Genomic DNA, 24058 nt, shown 5'->3' with positions numbered 1-24058 from the left:
TCTTAATCACAAACAATGAGTTACAAGGGTAATAGCTGCTCAAATTCAACCGCTCCGCCCTGCATTTCTTCAATGATGTTTAGCAAGGTTTGCCATAGGTAAACTCCATAGGTTCCATCACACCAGATGCGATAGATTTCGCCGGGAATAATCGTCACGTTGACACCTACCATTGTGGTCAGAACCACAGGACATTCTGAGAGATTCAGGGCGCGAAAATGAAGGCTACAGGTTTGCGCCAAGAGATCGAGAATGAGCGATCCGCCCAGCGCGATCGCGGCATCTTGTCTTAGTACGGGATACACCTTCGCGGGAGGATGTTGACTCAGTTCTATTAATTGAGGTGCAATCGAGCTGTTAATGCTATCTTCAATTAGAAATTCATTAAATCCTAACCGTGCAATTAAGCCTCCTCCGCGTAACGGAAGCCAGCGATTAGGCGCGTCCGGGATTGGGAGATTTTGAGCGTGAAGCCAAGCTGCCGCTGCCGCTCCTTTGACCCCGAAGCGCGTTAAAAACGAGAGGTCAGTGATTCCGAGAGTGGTTGAATGACCTGAACTATTGCCTTGTGCAAAGCGCATTTGATTGATTTCTCGCTCTGTTGCGATTAGCGATTCTTCGGAGCTTGGCTTTGCCATTTTCTCCGAAGTTGCGCGTTGCGCTAATCGCATTGCATCACAAATTGGACTGACTCGAAACCCTGTCATACCACCACCTCTCGACGAACTGTTGCAATTTTCTTTTGACGTGCATTATCAGGATCGTAAAATGGCGTTTTACTAACGGTTGCCATGACGCTTGTACCATCTGTTGTTCGGATCGAAAACGAATTTCCAACCTCAGATAGTCCTGGTTTGATGTAAGCTAACCCGATATAACACTGAAGCGTTGGACTGAATGCAATACTGGTGACTCGTCCAGCGATTTCGTTGTTGTCAATAATGAGATGACATTCTTGAGGTGGAGTGCCCTTAAAATTCTTCTCTAATACGAATCCGACTAACGTATGCTTTGGCGTTCGCTTAGCAATAATTTGCAGGCTTCGCTGACCTACGAAAAAGGGTTTGTCTAGCTTGACTGCCCAACCCAAATTAGCCTCCATTGGCGTGGTCAATCCGTCCGTGTCCTGACCCACAATTAAATGTCCCTTTTCCAACCGGAGGACTCGCTGAGCCTCCACTCCAAAGGGACGAATGTTATAGTCTGCACCCGCATTCATCAATGCATCCCACAATGCCAAAGCAGAGTCAGCCGCGACATGAATTTCGTACCCCCACTCTCCGACAAATCCGACTCGCATTGCGATCGCAGGCATCCCTGCAATTCGCATCTCGCGCACAGCAAGATAGGGAAACGCAGCTTCAGACAACTCGAAATCAGTGAGTTTAGCCAACACCGTTCGGGCATGAGACCCAACCAGATTGATTGACGATCGCGCCCCCGTTAGATTCACAATTCCGCAGTCTAATCTCCACATCGTATTGAGGCGCGACAACTCCCAATACACGGTTGCCGCCCCGGATGTAGTTGTCGTGAAGTAAAAATGCTCTGCCGAGAGCCGCGCAATCACACCATCATCGACGATGACGCCCGTTTCATCGAGCATCAGGGCATAGCGGGTTGTGCCGATCTTCATCGAGGTATATCGCCCCGTGTAAACTCGCTCTAAAAATTCTGCGGCATCTGCACCCCGAATTTCTAATTTGCCCAGCGTGCCTACATCAATAATTCCAACTCCATTGCGAACAGCTTCTACCTCTAATCGAATGCAGTCCTCGCGATTCTTGCCGCGTTGCCTGTAATACTCTGGGCGTCGCCACGCACCCGCCAGCATAAATTCTGCCCCTAACGCTTCGTGACGGCTGTGCAACGGAGTCCGCCGCTCTGGGGTAAATCCTCGCCCTGCTAGGTGAGACATCGGCACAGGGTGAAAAAACGGTCGCGCGGTGGTTGTCCCGACTTGCTCTGGAGTTTTATTCGTGATTCTCGCAAGGATTCTCAACGCATTCATATTAGAATGTTTGCCTTGACTCGCTCCCATTCCAACTGTCGTATACCGCTTTAATAATTCAATGTTGTCAAATCCTTCTTGCGCCGCGTTGTAAAAGTCTTTTAGCTGCAAGTCTTCATCGAAATCAACAAAATTTTTACCCTTTGGATGCGCCACAATTGGAAATGGATGAGAGGGAGACTCGGCTTCGGGCAACACTGCAATTTTCGTTAAGTCGCTCTTGCCTAAATAAGCAGCCGCTTCTAACCCTGCACGCTGACCATCACAGCGCTTTTGCTCAATATGAAAAATTCCATTAACGCGACCACAGGCAAAAATTCCCGGCGGCAAGATGTGCGGAACGAATTGCTGCACATGATCATCAAAGCGCATCTTGGTTTTGGCTTGGTAAAGCAGATTGGCAGCCGCGGCCCAACCGACACTCATCAAAATTCCGTCACAGCTAATCAATTGAGCAAAGCCTGTTTCAGGATTTCCACTATTGAGTGAACAGACGATCGCGGCACTAACTCCATCATTCGCTGGATTGGAGCTCGCTTCATAAATGCAGTGATTTGGGAAAATTTTGACACCGCGATCGCACAGTTTCTTTGTCCATTGATCTTCTACATAACTTTCGCGTAAATCAACAACAGCAACGACAGTTATACCCTGTGCGATCAAATCAACCGCCGCCCGATAACCATCGCTATTTGCAGTTAAAACAACGGCGCGATTCATTGGTTTAACCCCGTAGCGATAAATTAACCGTTGTGCTGCCGACGCTAACATCACTCCCGGAAGATCATTATTGCGAAACACAGCAGGCTGTTCGTAAACGCCCGTTGCCACAATGACCGACTCTGCCCGCATTTTTGAAAGGTAGTTCCGCCCCACCAATGGAACCCAATGATCATCGTAGTACCCGGCGGCTTCTGTCTCGGTGTAGAGCCGAATGCGCGGATGTTGCTGAACAGATTTCACTAAGTTAGCCGTGTGTTGCGCTTGAGCCATTTCGCCCCCAAGCTGATACTGTCCCGACCCGCCCGGATGTAGGTTCTCATCGACAATCACGACATCTACCCCCGCTTGAGCCGCGGAGAGCGCGGCGGAGAGTCCTGATATTCCAGCACCAATGACCAACACATCGCAAAAGTCATACCGCTTTGCGGTGCGGATGTGGGGAGTAGACGGGTCTACTGTTCCAAGTCCCGTCATGCGGCGAATCACCTTCTCCCAGAACGGGAAGAGTTTTTTGGTGTGAAAGGCCTTGTAATAAAAGCCAACCGGAAGAAACGCAGAGAAAAAGTCGAGAACATGAGCGCGATCGCTCCTCACATCTCCCATACTATTGATTGCTGTCAAGGCCATATCTGAACGAATAGAAAGCACATCTGCTCGAACGTTCAGCATTTGTCCGTTTTGCATTAAGGTATTGGTATCGTGATTGGCAAAACTCAAAATTCCACGAGGACGATGGTATTTAAAGCTTCGCCCCAAGATGCGATATCCTGATGCCCACAGCGCACTACTAATTGTATCTCCGGCGTAACCCGTAACGCGCCTTCCCTCAAACGTAAAGTCGATGAGTTGACGGCGATCGATCCACTCACCCGGAATAGGCAGCAATCGCATCTCATTCATCGGCTGTCCTCCTCACCATATAAATATGTGTTGAGCGTTTCATCTGTTGCCGTGTTTCGTTCTGCAATAAACCACGTATTGCTTGGCACATGACACCACCATTCTTTTTTAATTCCCGGTGCGCCATTGCGATAGAAGACCTGCTCCGCCCAAGTCTGATCATCTAACGCTTGCGGGTCAGAGATTAGCCGCAATTCTCCGCCATACACAAATTCTGAAACGGGTCGAGTTCCATTAATCGGACAGGTGATGAGTTTCATTAGTTAATACCCCACTGAGATTAATGTCCGACTGACGCTGCGCCTTTTTCACCAACTAATTGATAGTCTTTGAATCGAGACAGCGAGAACTCTTGAATCAGGTCATGATTGCGATCGCACGCAACAGTATGCGCCATTGTTTTTCCCGCAACCGGAGTCGCTTTAAAGCCCCAGGTTCCCCATCCCGAATCGAGATAGAACCCCTCAATTGGAGTTTTGCCCATAATCGGCGCGAAGTCAGGCGTCATGTCAGCAAGCCCCGCCCATTGCCGCACAATTTTGACATGCGATAGAAAGGGAAATAGCTCCAACATATGAGCCGCTAACCCTTCCGCAAAATCGAACGTCGATCGGGTTGAATGCAGTTCATACGGATCAAGCGAAGCGCCCATCACCAGTTCTCCTCGTGCCGTTTGGCTCACATAGACATGCAGACTTCCCGACACGATGATCGGATCAAGCCAGGGTTTCATTGGTTCACTCACAAGGGCTTGGAGTGGGTGAATGTAGAGCGGCGATCGCAGTCCCACCATGTCTAAAATTCGAGGCGTGAATCCAGCAACGGCACAAAGTACCTTTGGCGTTGAAACGTGCCCTCGATTGGTGTCTACTCCCGTCACACGACCCGATTGGACTGTAATTCCTAATACCTCGGTTTGTTGATGGATTTCGACCCCACGCTGATCGGCTCCGCGCCCGTAGCCCCAAGCCACCGCATCATGGCGGGCAATACTTCCAGGCGCATGATAGAGCGCACCCAAAACGGGAGCATGACCTCCGCAGGCGAGATTCATAGGAGGACATGCACTTTGGATGTCGTCAGGACTGACCACTTCGCTATCAATACCAAAATGCTTGTTGACTTCCGCTCTCCAGCGCATGGTTCGGAGCGCTGAATCGGTGTGTGCCAGCGTGAAATGGCCGCGGGTTGAATAAAATAAATTTAAGTCAAAATCTTGAGACAGGTCTTGCCACAGCCGAACCGATTCGTCATAGAATTTCACACCTTCTGGTGTGAGATAGTTCGATCGAATAATCGTCGTGTTGCGTCCAGTGTTGCCACTTCCGATGTAGCCTTTTTCGATCACAGCGATGTTAGACATGTCGTAATCGCGTGATAAGTAGTATGCGGCAGCCAATCCGTGACCACCACCGCCAATGATCACCGCATCGTAACTCGACTTTAAGCGATCGCGGCTCTGAAACATCCGAGGTTCAGGATGCTCTTTGGACAGAGCAAATTTTAATAGACGAAACGGCATAGGCTAAAAAATTCCCAAAAGGAAACTTTGTTGAACTATCGTGCATCAAAGTTTCATATATGTCAATAATGTTTCGCTTCAATCCACATCATAATGAATGTGGCAAGCGGCGATTAAGGGGTAATTATGACGGAAGCTACAACAAAAACTAACCTCGTTGACGATTCGTTAGCCCGATATTTAGGCACAACCATTCGAGAACTCCGCCAGAAACATGGATTAACGATCGCAGATGTTGCCGAACAGATCGGAATTTCTCGCGGCATGTTATCAAAAATTGAAAATGCTCAAACGTCAACGAGTTTAGAAACCGTAACAAAACTTGCTGGCGCATTTGGGGTGTCTCTCTCGACGCTGTTTCGCAACTACAACATGCCAGTAGGCGGAGCGCAACATGTCAAAGATGGAGCTGGAATGGAGGTCGTTCGACGCGGAACTAAATGCGGACACACCTATCATTTACTCGCTTACGAACAAGGGCAGAGGCGGCTATTTGAGCCGTTCCTCATTACGATGGACGATGCCTCAGAGGTCTTTCCCACCTTCGAGCATTCTGGAATTGAGTTTATCTACATGCTGGATGGCAAACTTGAATATCGCCATGGTCAGCATACCTATTTACTAGAGCCAGGCGATGCGCTCACGTTTCGGGGAGATGTGCCCCACGGCCCTGAAAACCTGATTCAGTTACCCATTCGATTTTTAGCGATCATTTACTACGTTGAGTCGTCGTGAGGAGTTGTGATCTCGCGATCGCTTCAATCCAATCACGCAGAATTTACCCTAGACGATGAAAAATAATTACTTTTTGTTAATTCTGGCGATTTCTGTTTGCTGAAGTAAACGTGTAAACTATCTGACAGAGAGGCTTTCAGCGATACGTCGTTAAAGCTACGTCTTAAGATATAACCATTAGGATAGATGTGATGGATCTCTGACAAGCCGCACCATAATTGCTATAGAGAGTGTGCAGAATACAGTGTTGCGAAATATATCACACTTCATTATTAAGGGCTTTCACTACAAGCTGTTTTTTGCAAGTTCAAACATTATCTAAACATAATTCAATAATAAGATTTTTGCATTGGCATAAATTTATAATTGTGCCTGTTCAAACATCTAATTTATCAATGTAACTAGTATTGCTAGTTACATTGATAAAACCAGTTTACAAAATGTTGAAACTGCAAATACTGGTAGTGTCATGAGTCGGATTTACGTAATGTAGATCTGGTTCAATGTTTGATCGCAATGCAGATTCTGCTGACTCTCATCCAGTGAATGATTGGAAGTGAGTTGTTGGAGAAAAATGGACGTAAATACATTAGCAACTCGCAGAGCGCTTCGCCACAGCGCTATTGCGACGAGCATTTTGAGTCTTGTCGGCGGCATTCTAGTCAGTTGCACACCCACCAATCAGGCAAACCAGGGAGACCCAAATAACAAGCTGAAATCGGTTGCTGTCACTGTTGGTGATCTCAGCAATCCTTTCTTTGTGTTGATGGGACGCGGTGCAGAGGCAGAAGCCAAAAAACTCGGTGGCGAGAATGTTCGTACGACGGTGGTTTCGAGCGGGTACGACCTGAATCAACAATTCAACCAAATCGAGAATTTTATTGCAGCTAACACCGACCTGATTCTTCTCAACGCGGGAGATAGTAAAGGCATTACGCCTGCCGTTGAGAAAGCCAAACAAGCTGGAATTGTCGTCATCGCCGTTGACACGGGCGCAGGCGGGGGAGTGGATGCCACCGTCACCTCTAATAATCTGCAAGCGGGACAGGTGAGTTGCCAATACATTGCCGATCGACTTAAGGGCACAGGGAATGTAGTGATTGTGAATGGTCCACCCGTGCAGTCGGTGTTCGATCGCGTCGATGGCTGTGAACAGGTATTCGCTAAATATCCCAATATCAAAATCCTCTCAAAAGACCAGAACGCTGAAGGCAGCCGGGATGGCGGATTGAGAGTCATGAGCGACTTACTCACATCGTTTCCCAAAATCGATGCAGTCTTTGCCATTAATGACCCCAGCGGCGTTGGGGCAGAACTCGCGGCTAGACAAGCCAAGCGCAGTGATTTTTTTATTGTCGGCGTTGATGGCGCACCCGAGGCAAAGTCCGCGATCGAGGACAAATCTAGTTTGTTTGTCGCCACGGCGGCTCAAGACCCGTTGGGCATGACGCAAAAAGCGGTTCAGGTCGGCAACGACATTTTGTATGGCAAGCCACCGGCCAACCCCGACATTCAGATTCCCGTCAAGCTCATCACCCGCGACAACGTTAGCCAGTACAAAGCCTGGCAGTAACCTCTATTTCAGGAATGGCTCATGACAACCAATCAACAACCGTTGCCACTCAACGCCCCGATCGCGACGCCAGTGTTAGAAATGCGGGGCATCACCAAACGATTTAGTGGCGTGCCTGCGCTGCAAAACGTCAATCTTACGATTTATCCAGGCGAAGTTCATGCGCTAATGGGCGAGAACGGGGCAGGTAAAAGCACGTTGATGAAAATCTTAGCTGGAGCCTACATTGCAGATGAAGGCGAGATTTGGATCAACGGGCAACCGCTCACTATTACCGATCCAGGCACCGCAAGACGAGCAGGCATTAATCTGATCTATCAAGAACTCAATGTCGCGCCTAATCTCACCGTTGCTGAAAATATGTTTATGGGCAGTGAGTTGCGGCAAGGACAGCTTTTGAATCGTGAAGGAATGCGGCGAGAAGCGGCACGGGTGCTGCAAAGCTTAGGAGCAAGTTTTGCCCCCGATGATGTGGTTTCTAGCTTGTCGATCGCAGAACAACAGCAGGTCGAAATCGCCCGGGCGTTGAAAGATAACAGCCGCATTTTGGTGATGGATGAACCAACAGCGGCACTGTCCGATCGCGAGACTGAGCGGTTGTTCGAGGTGATTCACAAGCTACGAAGTGATGGTATTGCGATCATCTACATCAGCCACCGAATGGAAGAAGTGTATGCGCTAGCAAATCGAGTCAGCGTGCTACGAGACGGTCAGTACATTGGTAGTCTCGATCGGCATGAAATTTCACCAGAGCGGCTTGTGCAAATGATGGTCGGTCGCCCAATGCAAGATTTCTACGAACATCAGCGACAAACGACTCCCGGTGAGATCGTACTAGACGTTCGCAACATCAGCGATGGTCGTAAGGTGCAACCCACTAATCTAGTGCTGCGAGCTGGCGAAATTGTCGGGCTGGCGGGACTCGTCGGCGCAGGACGCACAGAGCTATCGCGGCTGATTTTTGGGGCTGACCCAAAAGCCAGCGGCGAAGTGTTTCTCAACGGTCAAAAGCTGAACATTCGCTCCCCTGGAGATGCGATCGCGGCAGGCATCGGCTACGTCCCAGAAGATCGCAAAGACCAAGGGTTGTTCTTAGAAATGAGTTCTGGCAAAAACATCATCCTCAATATGCTGAAGCAGGACGCTAAAGCAGGCGTGATTAATTGGGGGTCGGTCGGCAAAATTGCGAAAAATGCCGTTCAAGACTTCAATATCCGACTCGCAAACCTAGAAATTCGCGCCATGGATCTGTCGGGCGGCAATCAGCAGAAATTGCTGCTAGCACGCTGGCTGGCCATTAAGCCGAGAGTCTTGCTACTCGACGAGCCCACGCGGGGCGTAGACATTGGGGCAAAGAGCGAGATCTACCGGATTATTAGCGACCTAGCAAAACAAGGCGTTGCCGTTCTGATGGTGTCGAGCGAACTGCCAGAAGTTGTGGGATTAAGCGATCGCGTCCTGGTGATGCGAGAAGGACAGCTTGTTGGCGAACTTGGCGGCTCGACTCGTCAATCCATTACTCAAGAAAACATTATGGCTTACGCCACTGGCGCATCGGAGGTTACTGCATCATGAGTCAAACTGAACTACGACCGTTAAAGGATGGGTCACGCGGTGCGCCAGGTCGGCGCAAAACTGCGAACAACTGGATTCAGGTACTCGGAATCTTGCCGATTCTCATCTTAATCTGCATCCTGTTTTCGGTGCTGACCCCCAACTTTCCTACCGCAGGAAACGTGGTCAACATTTTACGGCAAGCCTCGATCAACATCGTGCTGGCAACTGGCATGACATTCGTAATTCTGACAGGAGGCATTGATCTATCGGTTGGCTCGATTTTGGGCGTGTCTGCTGTCGTGGGCGTCTTGACTTCGCTCGTGCCAGGGTTAGGATGGGCGGCGGTGCTGGCAGCGCTGCTGACGGGATTACTGTTAGGGTTGCTCAACGGCGTGCTAATCGCGTTTGTAGATTTACCGCCGTTTATCGTGACGCTGGGCGCACTCACGGCCCTGCGCGGGGTTGCTTATCTGGTTGCTAACGGCACAACGGTGCTAAATCGGGATCTCAATTTTGCCTGGATCGGCAATAGCTACTTAGGCCCTTTCCCCTGGCTGGTTGTGATTGCGCTCTTAACGGTGCTGGCGAGTTGGTTTATCCTACGGCGGACGGTATTGGGCGTGCAAATTTATGCTGTGGGCGGTAATCAGCGCGCAGCGCGTCTAACGGGTATTAAAGTGAATCGCGTCCTCCTATTCGTTTACGGAGTGAGCGGATTGCTGGCAGGGTTAGCAGGCGTCATGAGTTCGAGCCGTCTCTATAGTGCCACTGGGCAGTTAGGAAACGGCTATGAATTGGACGCGATCGCGGCTGTCATCTTGGGCGGCACAAGCTTCACGGGTGGCATCGGCACGATTCCGGGAACGTTGCTCGGTGCGTTAATCATTGCCGTTCTCAACAATGGCTTGACTCTGCTCAACATGTCTTATTTCTGGCAGTTGGTTGTCAAAGGTTTAGTGATTATCATCGCCGTAACGATCGATAGACTCCGCCGCCGTTCGTCTCGATGAACTCTACGAATCGCTGAGAATTGTGCAAAAATCTCTGATTTCTTGAAGAAATCGGAGATCTGGAGCCGCCGTTTTCTGAGTTCACAAACTTACTTTGCGGTTCTCAAAAACTATAAAAAATCAATTCTCAATCTATAAAAACAATGTCAAAACACGATTCATTTGCCTCTCTCGTTGCCCTAGCAACGAGCTGCTTTCTAGTGTCTCCAGCTCTAAGCGCTTCGCCTCAACCTGAACAAACCGCGCCGCAAGTGTTTGAAGCCGCTCCCCATCTCTCCACCTCTCCGTCTCCGCAACTGATCGCTCAGCAAACCTCAAACAAGATCTCAAATAATATCTCAAACGACATTATTCCCGCCGCACCTCAGAGCCAAGATCAGCCGGAACTGGATCAAGTCACTTCGGTATCGCAACTATCGGATGTGCAACCCACGGATTGGGCATTTCAAGCGCTTCAATCTCTTGTTGAGCGGTATGGGTGTATCGCCGGATATCCTGATCGGACGTATCGTGGCGATCGCGCTTTGACCCGCTACGAATTTGCGGCGGGGTTAAATGCCTGTTTAGATCGCGTGAATGAATTGATTGCAGCATCTACTGCAAATCTGGTCAAACAAGAAGATTTGGCAAGCTTGCAAAGGCTGCAAGAAGAATTTGCGGCTGAACTCGCCACATTGCGAGGTCGAGTAGGTGCCCTCGAAGCTCGAAGCGCTACAGTAGAACGGCAACAATTCTCCACGACAACCAAGCTACAAGGCGAGGCTATTTTTGGTGCAATTAGTGTCCTTGCGGGCGACAATGCCAACGGACAAGAAGCGCTCCGGAATCCGACGCTGAGCTACCGGGTGCGCTTGAACCTCAACACCAGCTTCAATGGGCGCGACTTGCTCACCACTCGCTTACAGGCAAACAACGTCGTCCCGCTTGGTAACACAACGCCAGATGCAACCAGCCCGACAGGAGTTCGCGGTTTGGGCGTTTTGGGCACTAACCAGGGGCGGGTCGAATTTGATGGCGATAGCGGCGGTACAGTCGGGCTTGCTTTACTGCGCTACCGCTTCCCGATCGGCAGCAACACCGATGGCTATCTCGCTGGAACCGGAAACGGATTTGTTGATCTAGATGCGTCTTCGCAACTCAACCCCTATTTTGATGGCGGTGCAGTGTCGCTATTTGGGTTGCGTAACCCAATTTATAACTACTCTGGGGGTACAGGATTTGGTCTGCGACACCGATTTGGCGACGCGGCAGAAGTGAACTTAGGATATCTAGTTCCAAATGCATTTAATCCCAGCGATAAGAACGGGTTGTTTAATGGTCAGTATGGAGCCTTAGCCCAACTCATTGTGAACCTGAGTCAAACGTCGCGAATTGGCTTTACCTACATTAATGCGTATGCACCGTTTGCCAGCGATTTGCAGCCTGACGACCCATTCAACTTGAGTGCGGCGGGAAGCAACTTGGCAAATAGTAACTTTGGAACAGCGGTTGGCATTAACGCTTACGGAGTTTCTGGTACGTTTCAACTCTCACCAAAGTTTGCGTTAGGGGGATGGGTTGGTTACGCCAATCATCGCTACGTCAACAGAGGCAAAGGGGACGTGTGGAATTGGGCGGTTACGTTAGCGTTTCCTGATTTGTTTAAGGAAGGAAACTTAGGCGGTCTGTTGGTAGGGCAAGAGCCAAAGTTAGCGGGCAGCAATTTAGGAGTGCGCGATCGCGACCCTTCATTTCACTTAGAAGCCTTTTATCGCTATCGCTTAAATGACAACATTGCCGTTACGCCAGGAGTAATTTGGATTACTAACCCAGACTTCAATGAAGACAACAGTGATGTGGTGATTGGAGTGCTGAGAACGGTGTTTGCGTTTTAAACCAAGTCGGTAGCCAATTTGATAATGGGCGTAGCGGATTCATCCATAGAAGCAATTCTCATCTGTTACATCTGCTATCAAATCCTCTGTCAACTGAGATTACGCACATGAGATTACGCACAATGGATCTGGTAACCGTTGTGATGCTCTTGAGCGAATCGCCACAATGATCGCCAAGCGCAACTTCAGAGATAACGGCTTTGCCAAGCTGCATAAATTGCCAGTCGTAAAACTCAATACAATCTCAATCACATTAGTAGCATTCACTACAAATTAATCTAAATGCGCTTGATTTACTGGATGCAGGAATCGCCGGAGATGTGACGATGGTTGGAACTGCACCCAGAACTCAAACGCTGACAGACCTTGCTAAAGCGCATAAGTTAGATTTCTTTCTAGTCTCGTTTACAGATTTGCTGGGAGGAACTCGCGCTAAGCTCGTTCCTGCTGCCAAAGTTTCTGCGGTTGAATCGGCGGGTGCCTGTTTTGCGCCCTTTGCGTGTAACTTGGGCTTAGGTCCCGACGCTCACGATATCGCAGCGATTCCTGACGCAAGTTCGCTGATCGTGCTGCCGTGGCAACCTAACGTCGGTTGGGTTGCCAGTGATCTGTACCTCGATGGTGAACCCTTTGCCGCCGCACCACGAATCATTTTGAAACAAGTGTGCGATCGCGCTGCAACACTCGGCTATGACTATAAAACCGGAGTCGAAGCCGAATTCATGCTGCTAAAGCAAGCGGAGAAGGGCTACCGCATTGCCGATCCGCTCGATGACGCGGCTCGCCCGTGCTATGACCAACTCAACCTGATGCGCCAATTTGATCTGATTTCCACACTGGTGCGCTATATGGAAGCGTTGGGCTGGGAGCCTTACCAGTGCGATCACGAAGATGCCAACGGACAGTTTGAGATTAACTGGACGTACAGCGACGCGCTCACTACTGCCGATCGGCACGTCTTTTTCAAATACATGGTGAAGACATTGGCAGAACAGCAAGGATTGACTGCAACCTTTATGCCCAAGCCATTTAGTCATCTCACAGGAAATGGCGCTCACCTGCACATGAGCCTCTGGAACGGTGAGTCAAACGTGTTTGAAGATGCGCGGGATGAATTAGGCGTGGCTCCACTTGGCTACGAATTTATGGCAGGGGTGATGGCTCACGCACGGGGCCTGACAGCGCTCTGCAATCCGACCGTCAATTCCTATCGTCGGTTAGGCGCAGCGATGACCTCATCCGGCAGCACATGGAGCCCGCGATACATTTCGTTTGGTGGCAACAATCGCACTCACATGCTACGAATTCCAGAAGGGGGACGGTTTGAGCTTCGCCTCGCCGATGGTTCAACCAATCTCTATTTAGCGCAAGCGGGAATTCTAGCGGCAGGACTCGAAGGGATAACTGAGCACTTGACGACGGGCGATCGCATTGACGAAAATATGTTTGTTCGCGGCTCAGAATTTCCTACTCTACAAACGCTGCCAACAACACTGATCGAAGCATTGCGTTGTCTAGAGCAAGATACCTTATTGATAAAAACCTTGGGTGAGCAAGGCTCAAAAACCTTTCTAGACTTTAAGTACAAAGAATGTAGTGACTATCACACAGAAGTGACACAATGGGAACTACAACAGTACATCCATTGTTAGAGTGATGTTCAATTAGTCAAACTCAAGTACAGAAATCAACGCGAAAGAAATAGGTTGAGATTTCATACTATTTTTAGCAAGTTTTCAGCTTTTCTGCGGTGGCTCTCGGTAGACTTAAATCCAGAGCGATGCGGCAAATGTATTGTCTTGTGTAACATGAAGTGGTAATCGAGACACTGTTATGACTGAAACTGCACTTTCTCAACCGACAGATTCCTCTAACATCACTTATGATATTGAGCAAGCTGTATTGCAACGCTACGAAGCAGGAGCGCAGCAGCCTCAAGCCGCGTTGTGCTGTCCGACAGATGGCTATGATAGTCGCTATTTAGAGGCGTTACCCCAGGAAATCATTGAGAAAGACTATGGTTGCGGCGATCCGACGCGCTATGTGAATGCAGGAGAGACGGTTGTCGATCTAGGATCAGGCGCAGGAAAGAATTGCTACATCATGGCTCAAAAAGTTGGGGCGGCAGGACGAGTCATTGGGGTTGACTTTAATGATGAAATGCTAGGGTTGTCTCGCAGCTATCTAAGCGAGATGAGCGAGAAATTGGGCTACCGCAATGTTGAGTTTGTCAAAGGTAAGATTCAAGACTTAGCTCTCAGCCTCGATTCAGTCCAAGCTTGGCTAGAGCAGCATCCGGTTACAACCGTTGCTGGGATGGCAGAGCTAGAATCAGAGTGCGATCGCTTACGCCGCGATCAGCCTCTCATTGCTAGTGATAGCGTTGATGTTGTCGTTTCCAACTGCGTTTTGAATCTTGTTCGTCCTCACGATAAAAAACAGTTGTTCCAAGAGATCTTTCGTGTGTTAAAGCGGGGCGGGCGAGCCGTAATTTCTGACATTGTGTGCGATGAAGATCCGACTTCCGAAATTCTCAATGATCCTGACTTATGGAGTGGCTGCATTTCTGGCGCATTTCGCGAGAACGAATTTCTCGAAATGTTTGAGCAAGCCGGATTTTATGGCATCGAGATTTTGAGTCGCCAAACAGAACCTTGGCAAGTCGTAGACGGTATTGAATTTCGTTCTCTCACGGTTCGCGCGTTTAAGGGGAAAGAAGGAGAGTGTCGCGATCGCAATCAAGCGGTGATTTATAAAGGGCCTTGGAAGGCGGTTCAGGATGATGACGGGCATACGCTTTATCGAGGCGAACGAATGGCAGTTTGTGAGAAGACCTTTGGGATTTACACAAGCTCAAGTGGTGCTTATTATGGTGATGTGATTCCGGTTGAACCTTACGAAACCATTCCGTTGGAGTCTGCACCTATATTCGATTGTTCACGTAACATCATTCGACCCGCTCAGGAGACAAAAGGGTTAGATTATCACGTCACAGTTACGAATGAGGGTAGTGCTTGCTGCGATGTAGAAAGCTGTTGCTAGTCGCATTTGCGATTTCTACGAAGTTGCGCTATGCGCTAATCGCATTGCTAATAAAACGACTGCTTGAAGAGCTTATCTTTAAGCAATCGTTTTGCACAGTTTCTAATCCTTATTATCGTTAGCCCCTACTGAATGTTGAGAGTATACGGAAAAGCTCTTAAACAATGAAATGAGAGAGCAAAGTTAAGAAAAGGTTATCGTTTAGAAATTATTGCATTCAACCCAGGATGATGAAAGGTTAGTGCTTTCGACAGCCGCAACATTGAGCGTTGAAAGCAGCATAACCAAACGTTAATCTTTGAGCATTAATCTCTGAACCAAGGAGACCTAATTTTGGTGTATCTTGTCCTCCTCTTTTTGGCAACTCTGTTCCTCGCCTACTCCAACGGTGCGAACGACAACTTCAAAGGCGTAGCTACCCTATTTGGCAGTCAAACAACAAATTACAAAACCGCGATCGCATGGGCCACCATCACTACATTTGCAGGATCGCTCTGCTCTGTCTTCCTGGCCTCTGCTCTGGTCAAAAGTTTCTCAGGCAAAGGGCTTGTGCCTGATGCGATCGCGAACGCAACCGATTTTCACCTTGCCGTTGCAATTGCCACAGGGCTAACCGTCATTCTGGCGACAATCTTAGGATTTCCAATTTCAACAACTCATGGATTAACCGGAGCGTTGGTCGGTGCAGGATTACTAGCAATCGGAACTCAAGTTAATTTTGCCGCATTACAGAAGTCTTTCTTGCTACCTTTACTGTTAAGCCCTATAATCGCCATTCTGTTGGCAATTGGAGTGTATGGCATCCTTCACTACGCCCGAAAACAGCTAGGCATTGGTAAAGAAAGCTGTATTTGTGTTGGCGAAACAGCATCAGTAGTGCCGGTAGGCGCACCCGCTCTAATGCAATCTTCCGTCGTTTCAATCGATTCGGTCGAAAACTGTCAGCAACGCTATACCGGAGCCTTTGCCGGAATTTCTAGTCAGAGGTTAGTGGATGCAGGTCATTTTCTCAGTGCCGGAATTGTTGGCTTTGCCAGAGGACTGAACGATACCCCAAAAATTGTGCCGTTACTATTGACCATTCAGGCCATTTCACTGCAAGGCGGCTCGCTTGCGATCGCGCTGGCGATGGCGTTAGGCGGCTTGCTCAACGCTCGTCGAGTGGCTGAAACGATGAGTAAGAAAATCACTGAAATGAATTCTGGTCAAGGGTTCTCAGCAAATTTGGTCACTGGCTTTCTAGTGATTGCGGCGAGTCAATTTGGATTGCCTGTTTCAACGACTCACGTATCGGTTGGCTCAATTTTTGGGGTTGGCGTCATTTCTCGAAAAGCCAATGCTAAGGTATTTTCTCAAATTCTGCTGTCCTGGATTTTGACCCTCCCGATCGCGGCGTGTCTGGGTGGGCTGTTCTACTGGATCTTGCATCGATAATCTGGTGGCAGCGGATTGGGTAACAGATGTAGCGGATAGACTGATTTCGTCCGTCACATCTGTTATCCAATTGTTATCCAATCCGCCATCAAATCCGTTGCCAAATAGGACAGGTGTCAAATTTGCGATCGTCTAAATATGTTTCAATCCGTTAATTAATCGTCCGATGCCCGCGATCGCAGTTTCTCGATCCAACGCACCATACGCCACTCGCAAATAACAACCTGTCTCTAACCCAAACGTCGATCCTGGTAGCACCGCGACGCGATACTCACGAATCAGCCGTTCTACCACCTCCATTGAGGTTTGATCCGTGTGAACATTGAGCAAAAAATAAAATGCGCCATTCGCAGGCGGAACAGTGCAGAGGTGAGAGATAGAACTGAGTTCGTGCAACACGAGTTCTCTCACTTCTGCGATCGCGGCAATCTGTTTTTGACAGTAGGCTTTTCCAGCGTCTAACGCGCCGATCGCGGCATATTGAGACACTACCGCAGGACAAATCACATTCGTATCCTGAATTTTTTGCAGCGATTCCAGCAGATTGGCCGGAACGACCATGTAGCCAATGCGCCAGCTTGCAAATCCGTAGGCTTTGGAAAGGCTAAACAGAGAAATCGTGTGATCACGACCTGCCGCAGTCCCTTTGGAGTTGCGCTCGGCGCTAATCGATCCGGGCGAAAAGTGAGGCACGCCATAGGTAAAGTATTCGTAAGCTTCGTCGCTGATGTGATAAAGACCGTGCTGTTGGCATAGTTGATTCACAGCCCGCAGATCGATTTCTGGATAGACAACACCTGTTGGATTGTTGGGCGAAACCGTGACGATCGCTCGCGTCTTCTCGGTGATTGCTGCCCGGATGCGATCGCAGTCCAGTTGATAATTTTCATCTGTTGGAACAATGATCGCCTGACAACTTGCGATCGTGATTGCCATTTCATGATTGAAATAATAGGGAGCCTGCAAAATCACTTCGTCACCTGGATCGGTAATCGCCAGAATCGCATTCAGAAAGCCCATATTGCTGCCTGCAGTGACGACAATTTGACTTGCAGAAACATCCATGCCATTTTCGGCCTGGAGCTTTTGGGCAATCCGCGATCGCAGGGCGGCAATTCCTTCTACCGCTTGATATTTGTGATTGTTGGGCTGACTCAGAAACTCGCTGATTTGCGCGATCGCTTGAGGGGGCGGTGGGTAGCCCACAACGCCTTGACCAAGAGAAATTGTCCCCTCATGCTGACGAATCAGTTCGCCGACAATCGGAATCATCGGCAATTGCACGGACTGCATCCGCAAAGCTTGCCTTTCCTGCATCGTGTTCTTCCTCATCTGGACTTTAGCCCCTCATGTGGACTTTAGCTATTGATGTCACAACTGTGTCACAACTGTAAAGATACGGAATTAACGGTTGAAAAACCAATGGCTACAGGCGCATAATGTCCTGATCAAAGGTAGATATAGCTGTAACACAATACACTGGGAATGCGCTCAGCAGTTCCACGACCCATCACTCTTAGCCATGCCTCGCACCCCTAGTCGTTCTGAGATTCCTTCGGAGTTGCGCTCTGCGCTAAGCGCGCTCAAAGGTGGACAAGCCAAACTTTGGATACTCCTGGTGAGCGTCCATCACTATGACGATCCTCGGCTCCCCTCGTTACCCTATGCCGCGATCGACTGTCAAAGCTTGGCCTACGCACTCACCCAAGCCACTCGGAGTTTTCCAGAACGTACGATCGCCATTCACCATGATCTGGCGTCTCGGGCACCAACGCTAAGTGCTGTGCGTGAGAGCCTTCAGGAAATCGCGGAATATGCTCAAACTCAAGACACGGTTTTGTTTTATTTCTGTGGGCACGGCGCATTAGAGCCGCGATTGCAGCAAGCCGTTTTTTGTCTCGCCGATACTCAAAAAGATGCGTTGCTAAAAACAGGAATGAGCGCGATCGCTCTTTTAGGGGCGCTCGGCAACTGCAAAGCCAAACAACAAGTCGTTTGGCTTGATACATGTCACAGCGACAACGTGAGACACGATGGCTCAAACCATCAGATGTTAGATCGGTTAGACGATTCGACCGCACAACTGATTGAAATCCTCCGCCAACGCGCTGCTCAACATCCAGGATTCGATGCGCTTCTATCGTGCGATAATTCTCAACAATCCTGGAAATTCCCAGAACTAGGACATGGCGTATTCACCCATTATCTAGTACAAGGCTTACAGGGAGAAGCGGCTAATGCTCAAGGCATAATTGACACTGATGGATTGTGCGATTATGTCTATAACCACACGCTGCAATACGTCAACCAACGAAATCAAAAAATACGATTCGTTAATCAGCATAAACAAGATTGGGAAGATCAACAGCTCGAATACACATTGCAGAAGCCTAAAAGAGTTGTTAAAAGTAGTGAAAAGACAATTTTAGGAGTTGCGTTAGCAGAAAGGTCAGCACCTACAGCTGAGGGCGGATCTAACGCTGCATCAAATAATCAACTCAAGCTGATAACACAAGATTCGATCAAGCCCTTTCAGCCAGACATTGTTGAGTCTCCGCTTCCCCAAAGTTTGATCCAAGCGATCGCAGCGCCTGTAGTGCAAGAGCCTAGCGCTTCAATTTCTGACAAGCTCACACCCTCATCGCGGAATTCGGTAGATAGTCCACTTGAGCAACGTCAGCGCGAAGAAACCGAACGTCAACTGCAATTGCAAAAAGCGGTTGAACAACAACGTCAACGCGAACGGGAAGAAGCCGAAAGACTTCGACTTGAACAGCATCAACGCGAAGAAGCCGAACGTCAACTGCAGTTGCAAAGAGCGGCTGAAGAACAACGTCAACGTGAAGAAGCCGAGCGCCAGCGTTTGCAACTTGAACAACAGCGTCTGCGCGAGCAGGAAGAAGCTGAACGATTAAAACTCGAACAACAGCGTCAAGAAACTGAACGCCGTCTGCAATTGCAAAGAGCGGCTGAAGAACAACGTCAGCGCGAAGAAACTGAACGACTACAACTTGAACAACAGCGTCTGTGTGAGCAACAAGAAGCTGAACGTCAACTGCAATTGCAAAGAGCGGCTGAAGAACAACGTCAACGCGAAGAAACTGAACGACTACAACTTGAACAACAGCGTCTGCGTGAGCAACAAGAAGCTGAACGACTCCGATTTGAACAGCATCAACGCGAAGAAACCAAACGACTCCGACTTCAAAAAGCGGCTGAAGAACAGCGCCAGCGCGAACAGGAAGAAGCTGAACGACTAAAGCTCGAACAACAGCGTCTACGCGAGCAGGAAGAAGCTGAACGTCAACTGCAATTGCAAAAAGCAGCTGAAGAACAGCGCCAGCGTGAAGAAACTGAACGACTTCGACTCGAACAACAGCGTCTGCACGAACAGGAAGAAGCTGAACGATTACAACTGCAAAAAGCGGCTAAAGAACAGCATCAACGGGAAGAAGCCGAACGTCAACGTTTGCAACTTGAACAGCAGCGGCTGCGTGAGCAGGAAGAAGCTGAACGACTTCGACTTCAAAAAGCAGCTGAAGAACAGCGCCAGCGTGAGCAGGAAGAAGCGAAACGGCTACAACTCAAACAACATCAGCGCGAAGAAACCGAACGATTACAACTGCAAAAAGCAGCTGAAGAACAGCGTCAACGCGAAGAAACCGAACGGCTGCAACGCGAACAACGTCAGCGCGAAGAAACCGAACGATTACAACTGCAAAAAGCGGCTGAAGAACAGCGCCAGCGCGAAGAAACTGAACGTCAACTGCAATTGCAAAAAGCAGCTGAAGAACAGCGTCAACGGGAAGAAGCCGAACAACTGTTTGAACAGCGCCAGCGTGAGCAGGAAGAAGCCGAACGTCATCAAAAAGCTGCTAAAGAACAACGTCGGCGTCAACGCACTCAGAAAGCATCCAACATAAAAAATGGCTTAAAGCGGTTCGCCTCGGATACCAGTCAACATAGCGCTACAGCCGTTGGCGGATTGAAACAATCTGCTGAGCGATTCACGCACCGCTTTGTTGAGCAACAACATAGTCCCCAAGCCCGCAAAATCATTGTCTTTGCCTTGGCTGGATCTGGACTGCTAGCGTGTGGAATGGCTGCATCTTCTTTCTATCAGCAGCGCAACGCCCAACTACGTGATATTAGAGCGCTATCTGCTACTTCAGAAAAGCTTTCATCTGCCAATCAATCACAGGCGGCCTTAGTCGTTGCCCTACAAATGGGACATCGCTTGCAACAGATCGATCGGCCTTGGAATTTCTTGCCGGAACCCGCAAAAATTAGCGCGATCGCAACACTCCAACAAGCCATCCTCCGTTCTCAAACTCCTTCCCAACTCGGCCAGCCTACCGTCGCGATCGCACACAGTTCTGACAGACAACAGCTTGCTACTGCCAGTCCTGAGGGAGCTATAACGCTTTGGAACAAAGGCGACGACGGCAATTGGAAATCAGCAACTACCTTGAGCGGGCACAGCGCCGCGGTTACGCAACTCCAATTTAGTCCTGATGGAAACTTGTTAGCTTCTGCCAGCGCAGACAAAACCATTAAACTTTGGAATATCGAAAAAGGAATACTAGTTAAAACGCTACCCGGACATAGCGATCGCGTGACAGCAATTCGCTTTCGCTCGGATGGAGGTGTTCTTGCGTCGGGCAGCGCCGATCAGACCATCAAACTTTGGACAATTCCTAAAGGTGACTTAGTAGAAACTTTGAAAGCAGGCGAAGCCGCCATTAGTGCAATTGATTTCAGCTCAGACGGTCGAATTCTGGCGACTGGAAGCAGCGACAATACCCTCCGCTTATGGTATCCAGAGAGCAATCAGCCCATTCTGCTGGGACACCATAACGAATCGCCTGATCCTACTAAATTTCAGGGAATTACAGGTGTGAGGTTTAGTCCTGATGGAAAAGCGATCGCGTCGGCAGGGTGGGATAAAACAATTAAACTTTGGACGGTTAGTGATGGCAAACCTGAACGCGAGGCGAGTCCCTATCTGACACTAACTGGGCATAGCCAGCCTGTGTCTAGCATAGGCTTCAATGCTGACGGACAGATTCTCGCATCAGGCAGCCAGGATAAAACGATCAAACTTTGGAATTTAAGCAGTGGAGCCGTGATCAAAACGTTGTTTGGACATCAAGACCCAGTAGAGAGCCTTTCATTTGATGCCAAGGGAGCAGCTCTGACCAGCGTTAGCGATCGCAATGGTCTGATCGTTTGGGATCTGAACTTAACAAATCTAATGAAGCAAGGATGCAATCAGTTACGTCAATCTCCTCAAGATATTTCTGAAAGCGATTTGCCATCACAAACGATTCGCGAAGTTGATAGGACTTGCTCTGAATAGAAATAGTTTTTTGTTTGGCGCTGCCCTGACCTCAGTTAAGAGAATAGGCAGCGCTGCTCCTATGGTTCGTGAAATCTGGCTTCGCTACGATTTCTAAAAAACGCAGTACCTCTGGCGTTTAGTTAAACTCATCCGCGCCAATCTCCATTTTATTGACTGGGCGGCGTTCACCAAAGAAATCGGTCGTCACATCGCTCCGCGCTGCGCCCTTGTCGATCGCAGCCGATCCGTTCTGCACCTTGTAGTCTACCGCTTGAAACCCGCCTGCCTTGACCAACATTGGATCGCCATTGATATCGCTAGAACTTGCCGCTTTGCCTGCCGCACCGCCAAACCACAAATTGTGATCGAGCGCTACCCCAGAACTCGGCTGCATATCTGCCATCGGTTTACCTTTGGTTTGGTAGAAAATGTTGTTTGCGATCGCAGTATTTTGGTGGCTCCCACTAGAAATTCTCAGCATTGTTTCCGTTCCTCCATAGAAGGTGTTGTTGACAATTTGCGAATTTTTCATACCGCCGCCTTTACCGTAGTTGGCATATTCAAATCCTGCTAATGTGCCAGATACGATGTTGTTGCGTACAATGTTGCGATCGGATGGATTTGAATCACTGCCATAGTCTTCGTTTGCCATCCGAATTCCAGATGCAGGCTGAGGAATTCCAGATGATTTACGGAAGTAAGTTGCGTTGCCACTGTTGTAGACAAAGTTATTCTCTACAACAGAGTTTGTAGCATTGTCTAAATACAGTTCGACGCTGTAATTGTCGTGAACTACATTATTTGCAATTCTCACATTATTAGAAAGAGTCCCTGTGATTCCTTCTCCATAATTTTCATAGACCTGATTGTTGGTCACTACAGCTCCATCGGTGCGAGACATCGTAATGCCTGACCCCCAATTGCCGCTATCCCCGCGATGGCTATTCTTGAGATTGGTGTGGTAAACAACATTTCCATCTACCCGCACATCTGCTGACCCAAACACTTTGGGCGCGTAGCTGGCAATTCCCGTATCGTTTGTATCGTGAATGGTGTTATTGAGAATACCGAGATGACGCCCTCCCCACGAGATTACACCCATTTTGGTGTTGCGGATTTCTAGCCCTGCAACATCAACATACTGTCCTCCGACTGAAACTCCCACAATGTCGCGGTTTTGACCATCTAAAATTGCCTTTTCATCTTGGTACGGGCGAATCACCAAACGAGAACTTGCAGACCCATCGTTGTAGTCTCCAACCCAGATCGTGTCGTTCAGCGTATGCGTTCCGCCCCGCAAGAAAATGTTGCCGCCTTTGCCATCAACAATCTTACCAACCGCCGCTTGAACCGTTTTTAGAGGTTTATCGATCGTGCCTGCATTCTGATCACTGCCATTGGTGGCAACAAAATAAGAAGGCGCAGAACTGCTCGATACAGGTAGAGCAGAGGAAAGCGCTGCCGTTCTAGAGGTGGACAACTCTGACTTAGGCAGAGCATTTGCCGAATAATCGATCACATTCGTATTGAGAGGTTGAGAAGACTGAGTAGATAACATCATAAAGACTCCTTGTATGAAATACCGGGGTAGAGCACCTTGAGGAGCATGAAGTTCTCTCACTGAATCACGTCTGACCCATTACTCGTGTAATCAGCCAAATGACTCAGCAGAAAAGTTGCTAGTTTAGAAGAAATGGAAAAAATTGAACGAAAACTTTGTTACGTCGAAAACGCGACAATGGCGTGATGAGCGCAACACACTAAGTTTTAATTGCGATGTCTTGATTGCGATATCCTACGATTGCGGTTGGAACACGCCTTTGAAACGATCACACCCTATTGATCAGACGCGTACTACTGAAACCTGATTTGTGTAAATTGAAGCGGTGGATGCACGGGGCTAATGTAAAAGGAAAGTAAAGCCTCACAACAGCAGGGTGTGCTACTTCTATTTGTGGACACTCCTATTTATTCAAGCCCTGTTCTATAAAAGATTTTCTTCTCACTCCAGATTTTATTTATGGTTTACGGAACCTTGTGAGCTGAAAACCGTCTACACAACTAGCAAAGGCATACGTGTCGCGGATGAAACGATTCTTGGCGCGGAACTATTCGTTATTTTTAATTGCGTAGAATAAAGATATCTATGAAACTGAATTGCTCTTAAGTGATTAAGCCGAATTTGAGCAACTCACTTCATGACAATTTAGTAACTGTGCCTGTATCAATTTGCACTTGCTTCTCAATATGCTGTTTGCAATTAAAGCTTCATATCGCCTTTTAAGGAATAAAATCTGTCCTGAAAGCACGCTACGCTAAGAAGTAGCACTTTAAGT

15 protein-coding genes are annotated in these 24058 nt (G+C 48.7%); 9 read left to right on the top strand and 6 right to left on the bottom strand.

The annotated features are described in order from the left end of the window. Positions 1-20: 20 nt before the first annotated feature. From AC5JLB_RS19360 to AC5JLB_RS19345, 4 genes are read right to left on the bottom strand one after another with little or no spacing between them, the layout of a single operon-like run. Positions 21-707, bottom strand: a complete 687-nt coding sequence (locus tag AC5JLB_RS19360) for a hypothetical protein (RefSeq protein WP_495875459.1) — start codon at positions 705-707, stop codon at positions 21-23. Beyond that, positions 704-3634: an FAD-dependent oxidoreductase gene (locus AC5JLB_RS19355; RefSeq protein WP_495875458.1), complete on the bottom strand. Its 2931-nt coding sequence runs from the start codon at positions 3632-3634 to the stop codon at positions 704-706. The genes AC5JLB_RS19360 and AC5JLB_RS19355 overlap by 4 nt, the downstream gene beginning before the upstream one ends. Further along, positions 3631-3894: a sarcosine oxidase subunit delta gene (locus tag AC5JLB_RS19350; RefSeq protein WP_495875457.1), complete on the bottom strand. Its 264-nt coding sequence runs from the start codon at positions 3892-3894 to the stop codon at positions 3631-3633. Before AC5JLB_RS19350 ends, AC5JLB_RS19355 begins: the two co-directional genes overlap by 4 nt. 20 nt (positions 3895-3914) lie before the next feature. Next, positions 3915-5156 carry an FAD-dependent oxidoreductase gene (locus AC5JLB_RS19345; RefSeq protein ID WP_495875456.1) on the bottom strand — a complete coding sequence of 414 codons (1242 nt, stop codon included), beginning with the start codon at positions 5154-5156 and terminating at the stop codon, positions 3915-3917. Positions 5157-5282: 126 nt separating this feature from the next. Here AC5JLB_RS19345 and AC5JLB_RS19340 point away from each other — a divergent pair, with 126 nt between their 5' ends. The 8 genes from AC5JLB_RS19340 to AC5JLB_RS19305 all read left to right on the top strand — a co-directional run bounded on the left by AC5JLB_RS19340 (position 5283) and on the right by AC5JLB_RS19305 (position 16381). Further along, positions 5283-5891 carry a helix-turn-helix domain-containing protein gene (locus AC5JLB_RS19340; protein ID WP_495875455.1) on the top strand — a complete coding sequence of 203 codons (609 nt, stop codon included), beginning with the start codon at positions 5283-5285 and terminating at the stop codon, positions 5889-5891. Positions 5892-6465: 574 nt separating this feature from the next. After that, positions 6466-7464 carry an ABC transporter substrate-binding protein gene (locus AC5JLB_RS19335; protein ID WP_495875454.1) on the top strand — a complete coding sequence of 333 codons (999 nt, stop codon included), beginning with the start codon at positions 6466-6468 and terminating at the stop codon, positions 7462-7464. Positions 7465-7485: 21 nt separating this feature from the next. Continuing rightward, positions 7486-9039 (top strand): sugar ABC transporter ATP-binding protein, encoded by a 1554-nt coding sequence (locus tag AC5JLB_RS19330; protein WP_495875453.1) that lies wholly within the window; start codon positions 7486-7488, stop codon positions 9037-9039. Beyond that, positions 9036-10031 carry an ABC transporter permease subunit gene (locus AC5JLB_RS19325; protein ID WP_495875452.1) on the top strand — a complete coding sequence of 332 codons (996 nt, stop codon included), beginning with the start codon at positions 9036-9038 and terminating at the stop codon, positions 10029-10031. The genes AC5JLB_RS19330 and AC5JLB_RS19325 overlap by 4 nt, the downstream gene beginning before the upstream one ends. A 143-nt stretch (positions 10032-10174) precedes the next feature. After that, a complete protein-coding gene (locus tag AC5JLB_RS19320; RefSeq protein ID WP_495875451.1) occupies positions 10175-11905 on the top strand; it encodes an iron uptake porin in 1731 nt (576 codons plus the stop codon). A 326-nt stretch (positions 11906-12231) separates the two neighbouring features. After that, positions 12232-13557, top strand: a complete 1326-nt coding sequence (gene glnT, locus AC5JLB_RS19315) for a type III glutamate--ammonia ligase (RefSeq protein WP_495875450.1) — start codon at positions 12232-12234, stop codon at positions 13555-13557. 181 nt (positions 13558-13738) lie between these two features. Then, a complete protein-coding gene (locus AC5JLB_RS19310) occupies positions 13739-14947 on the top strand; it encodes a DUF8838 domain-containing protein (protein ID WP_495875449.1) in 1209 nt (402 codons plus the stop codon). A 336-nt stretch (positions 14948-15283) separates the two neighbouring features. Further along, complete coding sequence (locus AC5JLB_RS19305) at positions 15284-16381, top strand: inorganic phosphate transporter (protein ID WP_495875475.1); 1098 nt, start codon at positions 15284-15286, stop codon at positions 16379-16381. A gap of 132 nt (positions 16382-16513) precedes the next feature. On the opposite strand, the gene AC5JLB_RS19300 is transcribed toward AC5JLB_RS19305, so the two are convergent. Then, positions 16514-17698, bottom strand: coding sequence for a pyridoxal phosphate-dependent aminotransferase (locus AC5JLB_RS19300; RefSeq protein ID WP_495875448.1), 1185 nt, complete (start codon positions 17696-17698; stop codon positions 16514-16516). Positions 17699-17903: 205 nt separating this feature from the next. On the opposite strand from AC5JLB_RS19300, the gene AC5JLB_RS19295 reads away from it, so the two are divergent. Beyond that, positions 17904-21740, top strand: a complete 3837-nt coding sequence (locus AC5JLB_RS19295; RefSeq protein WP_495875447.1) for a WD40 domain-containing protein — start codon at positions 17904-17906, stop codon at positions 21738-21740. Positions 21741-21858: 118 nt separating this feature from the next. Here the strand turns inward: AC5JLB_RS19295 and AC5JLB_RS19290 are convergent, their stop codons facing one another. Beyond that, positions 21859-23283, bottom strand: coding sequence for a right-handed parallel beta-helix repeat-containing protein (locus tag AC5JLB_RS19290; protein WP_495875446.1), 1425 nt, complete (start codon positions 23281-23283; stop codon positions 21859-21861). Between the last annotated feature and the right edge of the window lie 775 nt (positions 23284-24058).

Source organism: Myxacorys chilensis (assembly GCF_059505265.1).
The sequence above is the reverse complement of the archived record's forward strand: the minus strand, read 5'-3'. Positions and strand labels throughout refer to the sequence as shown.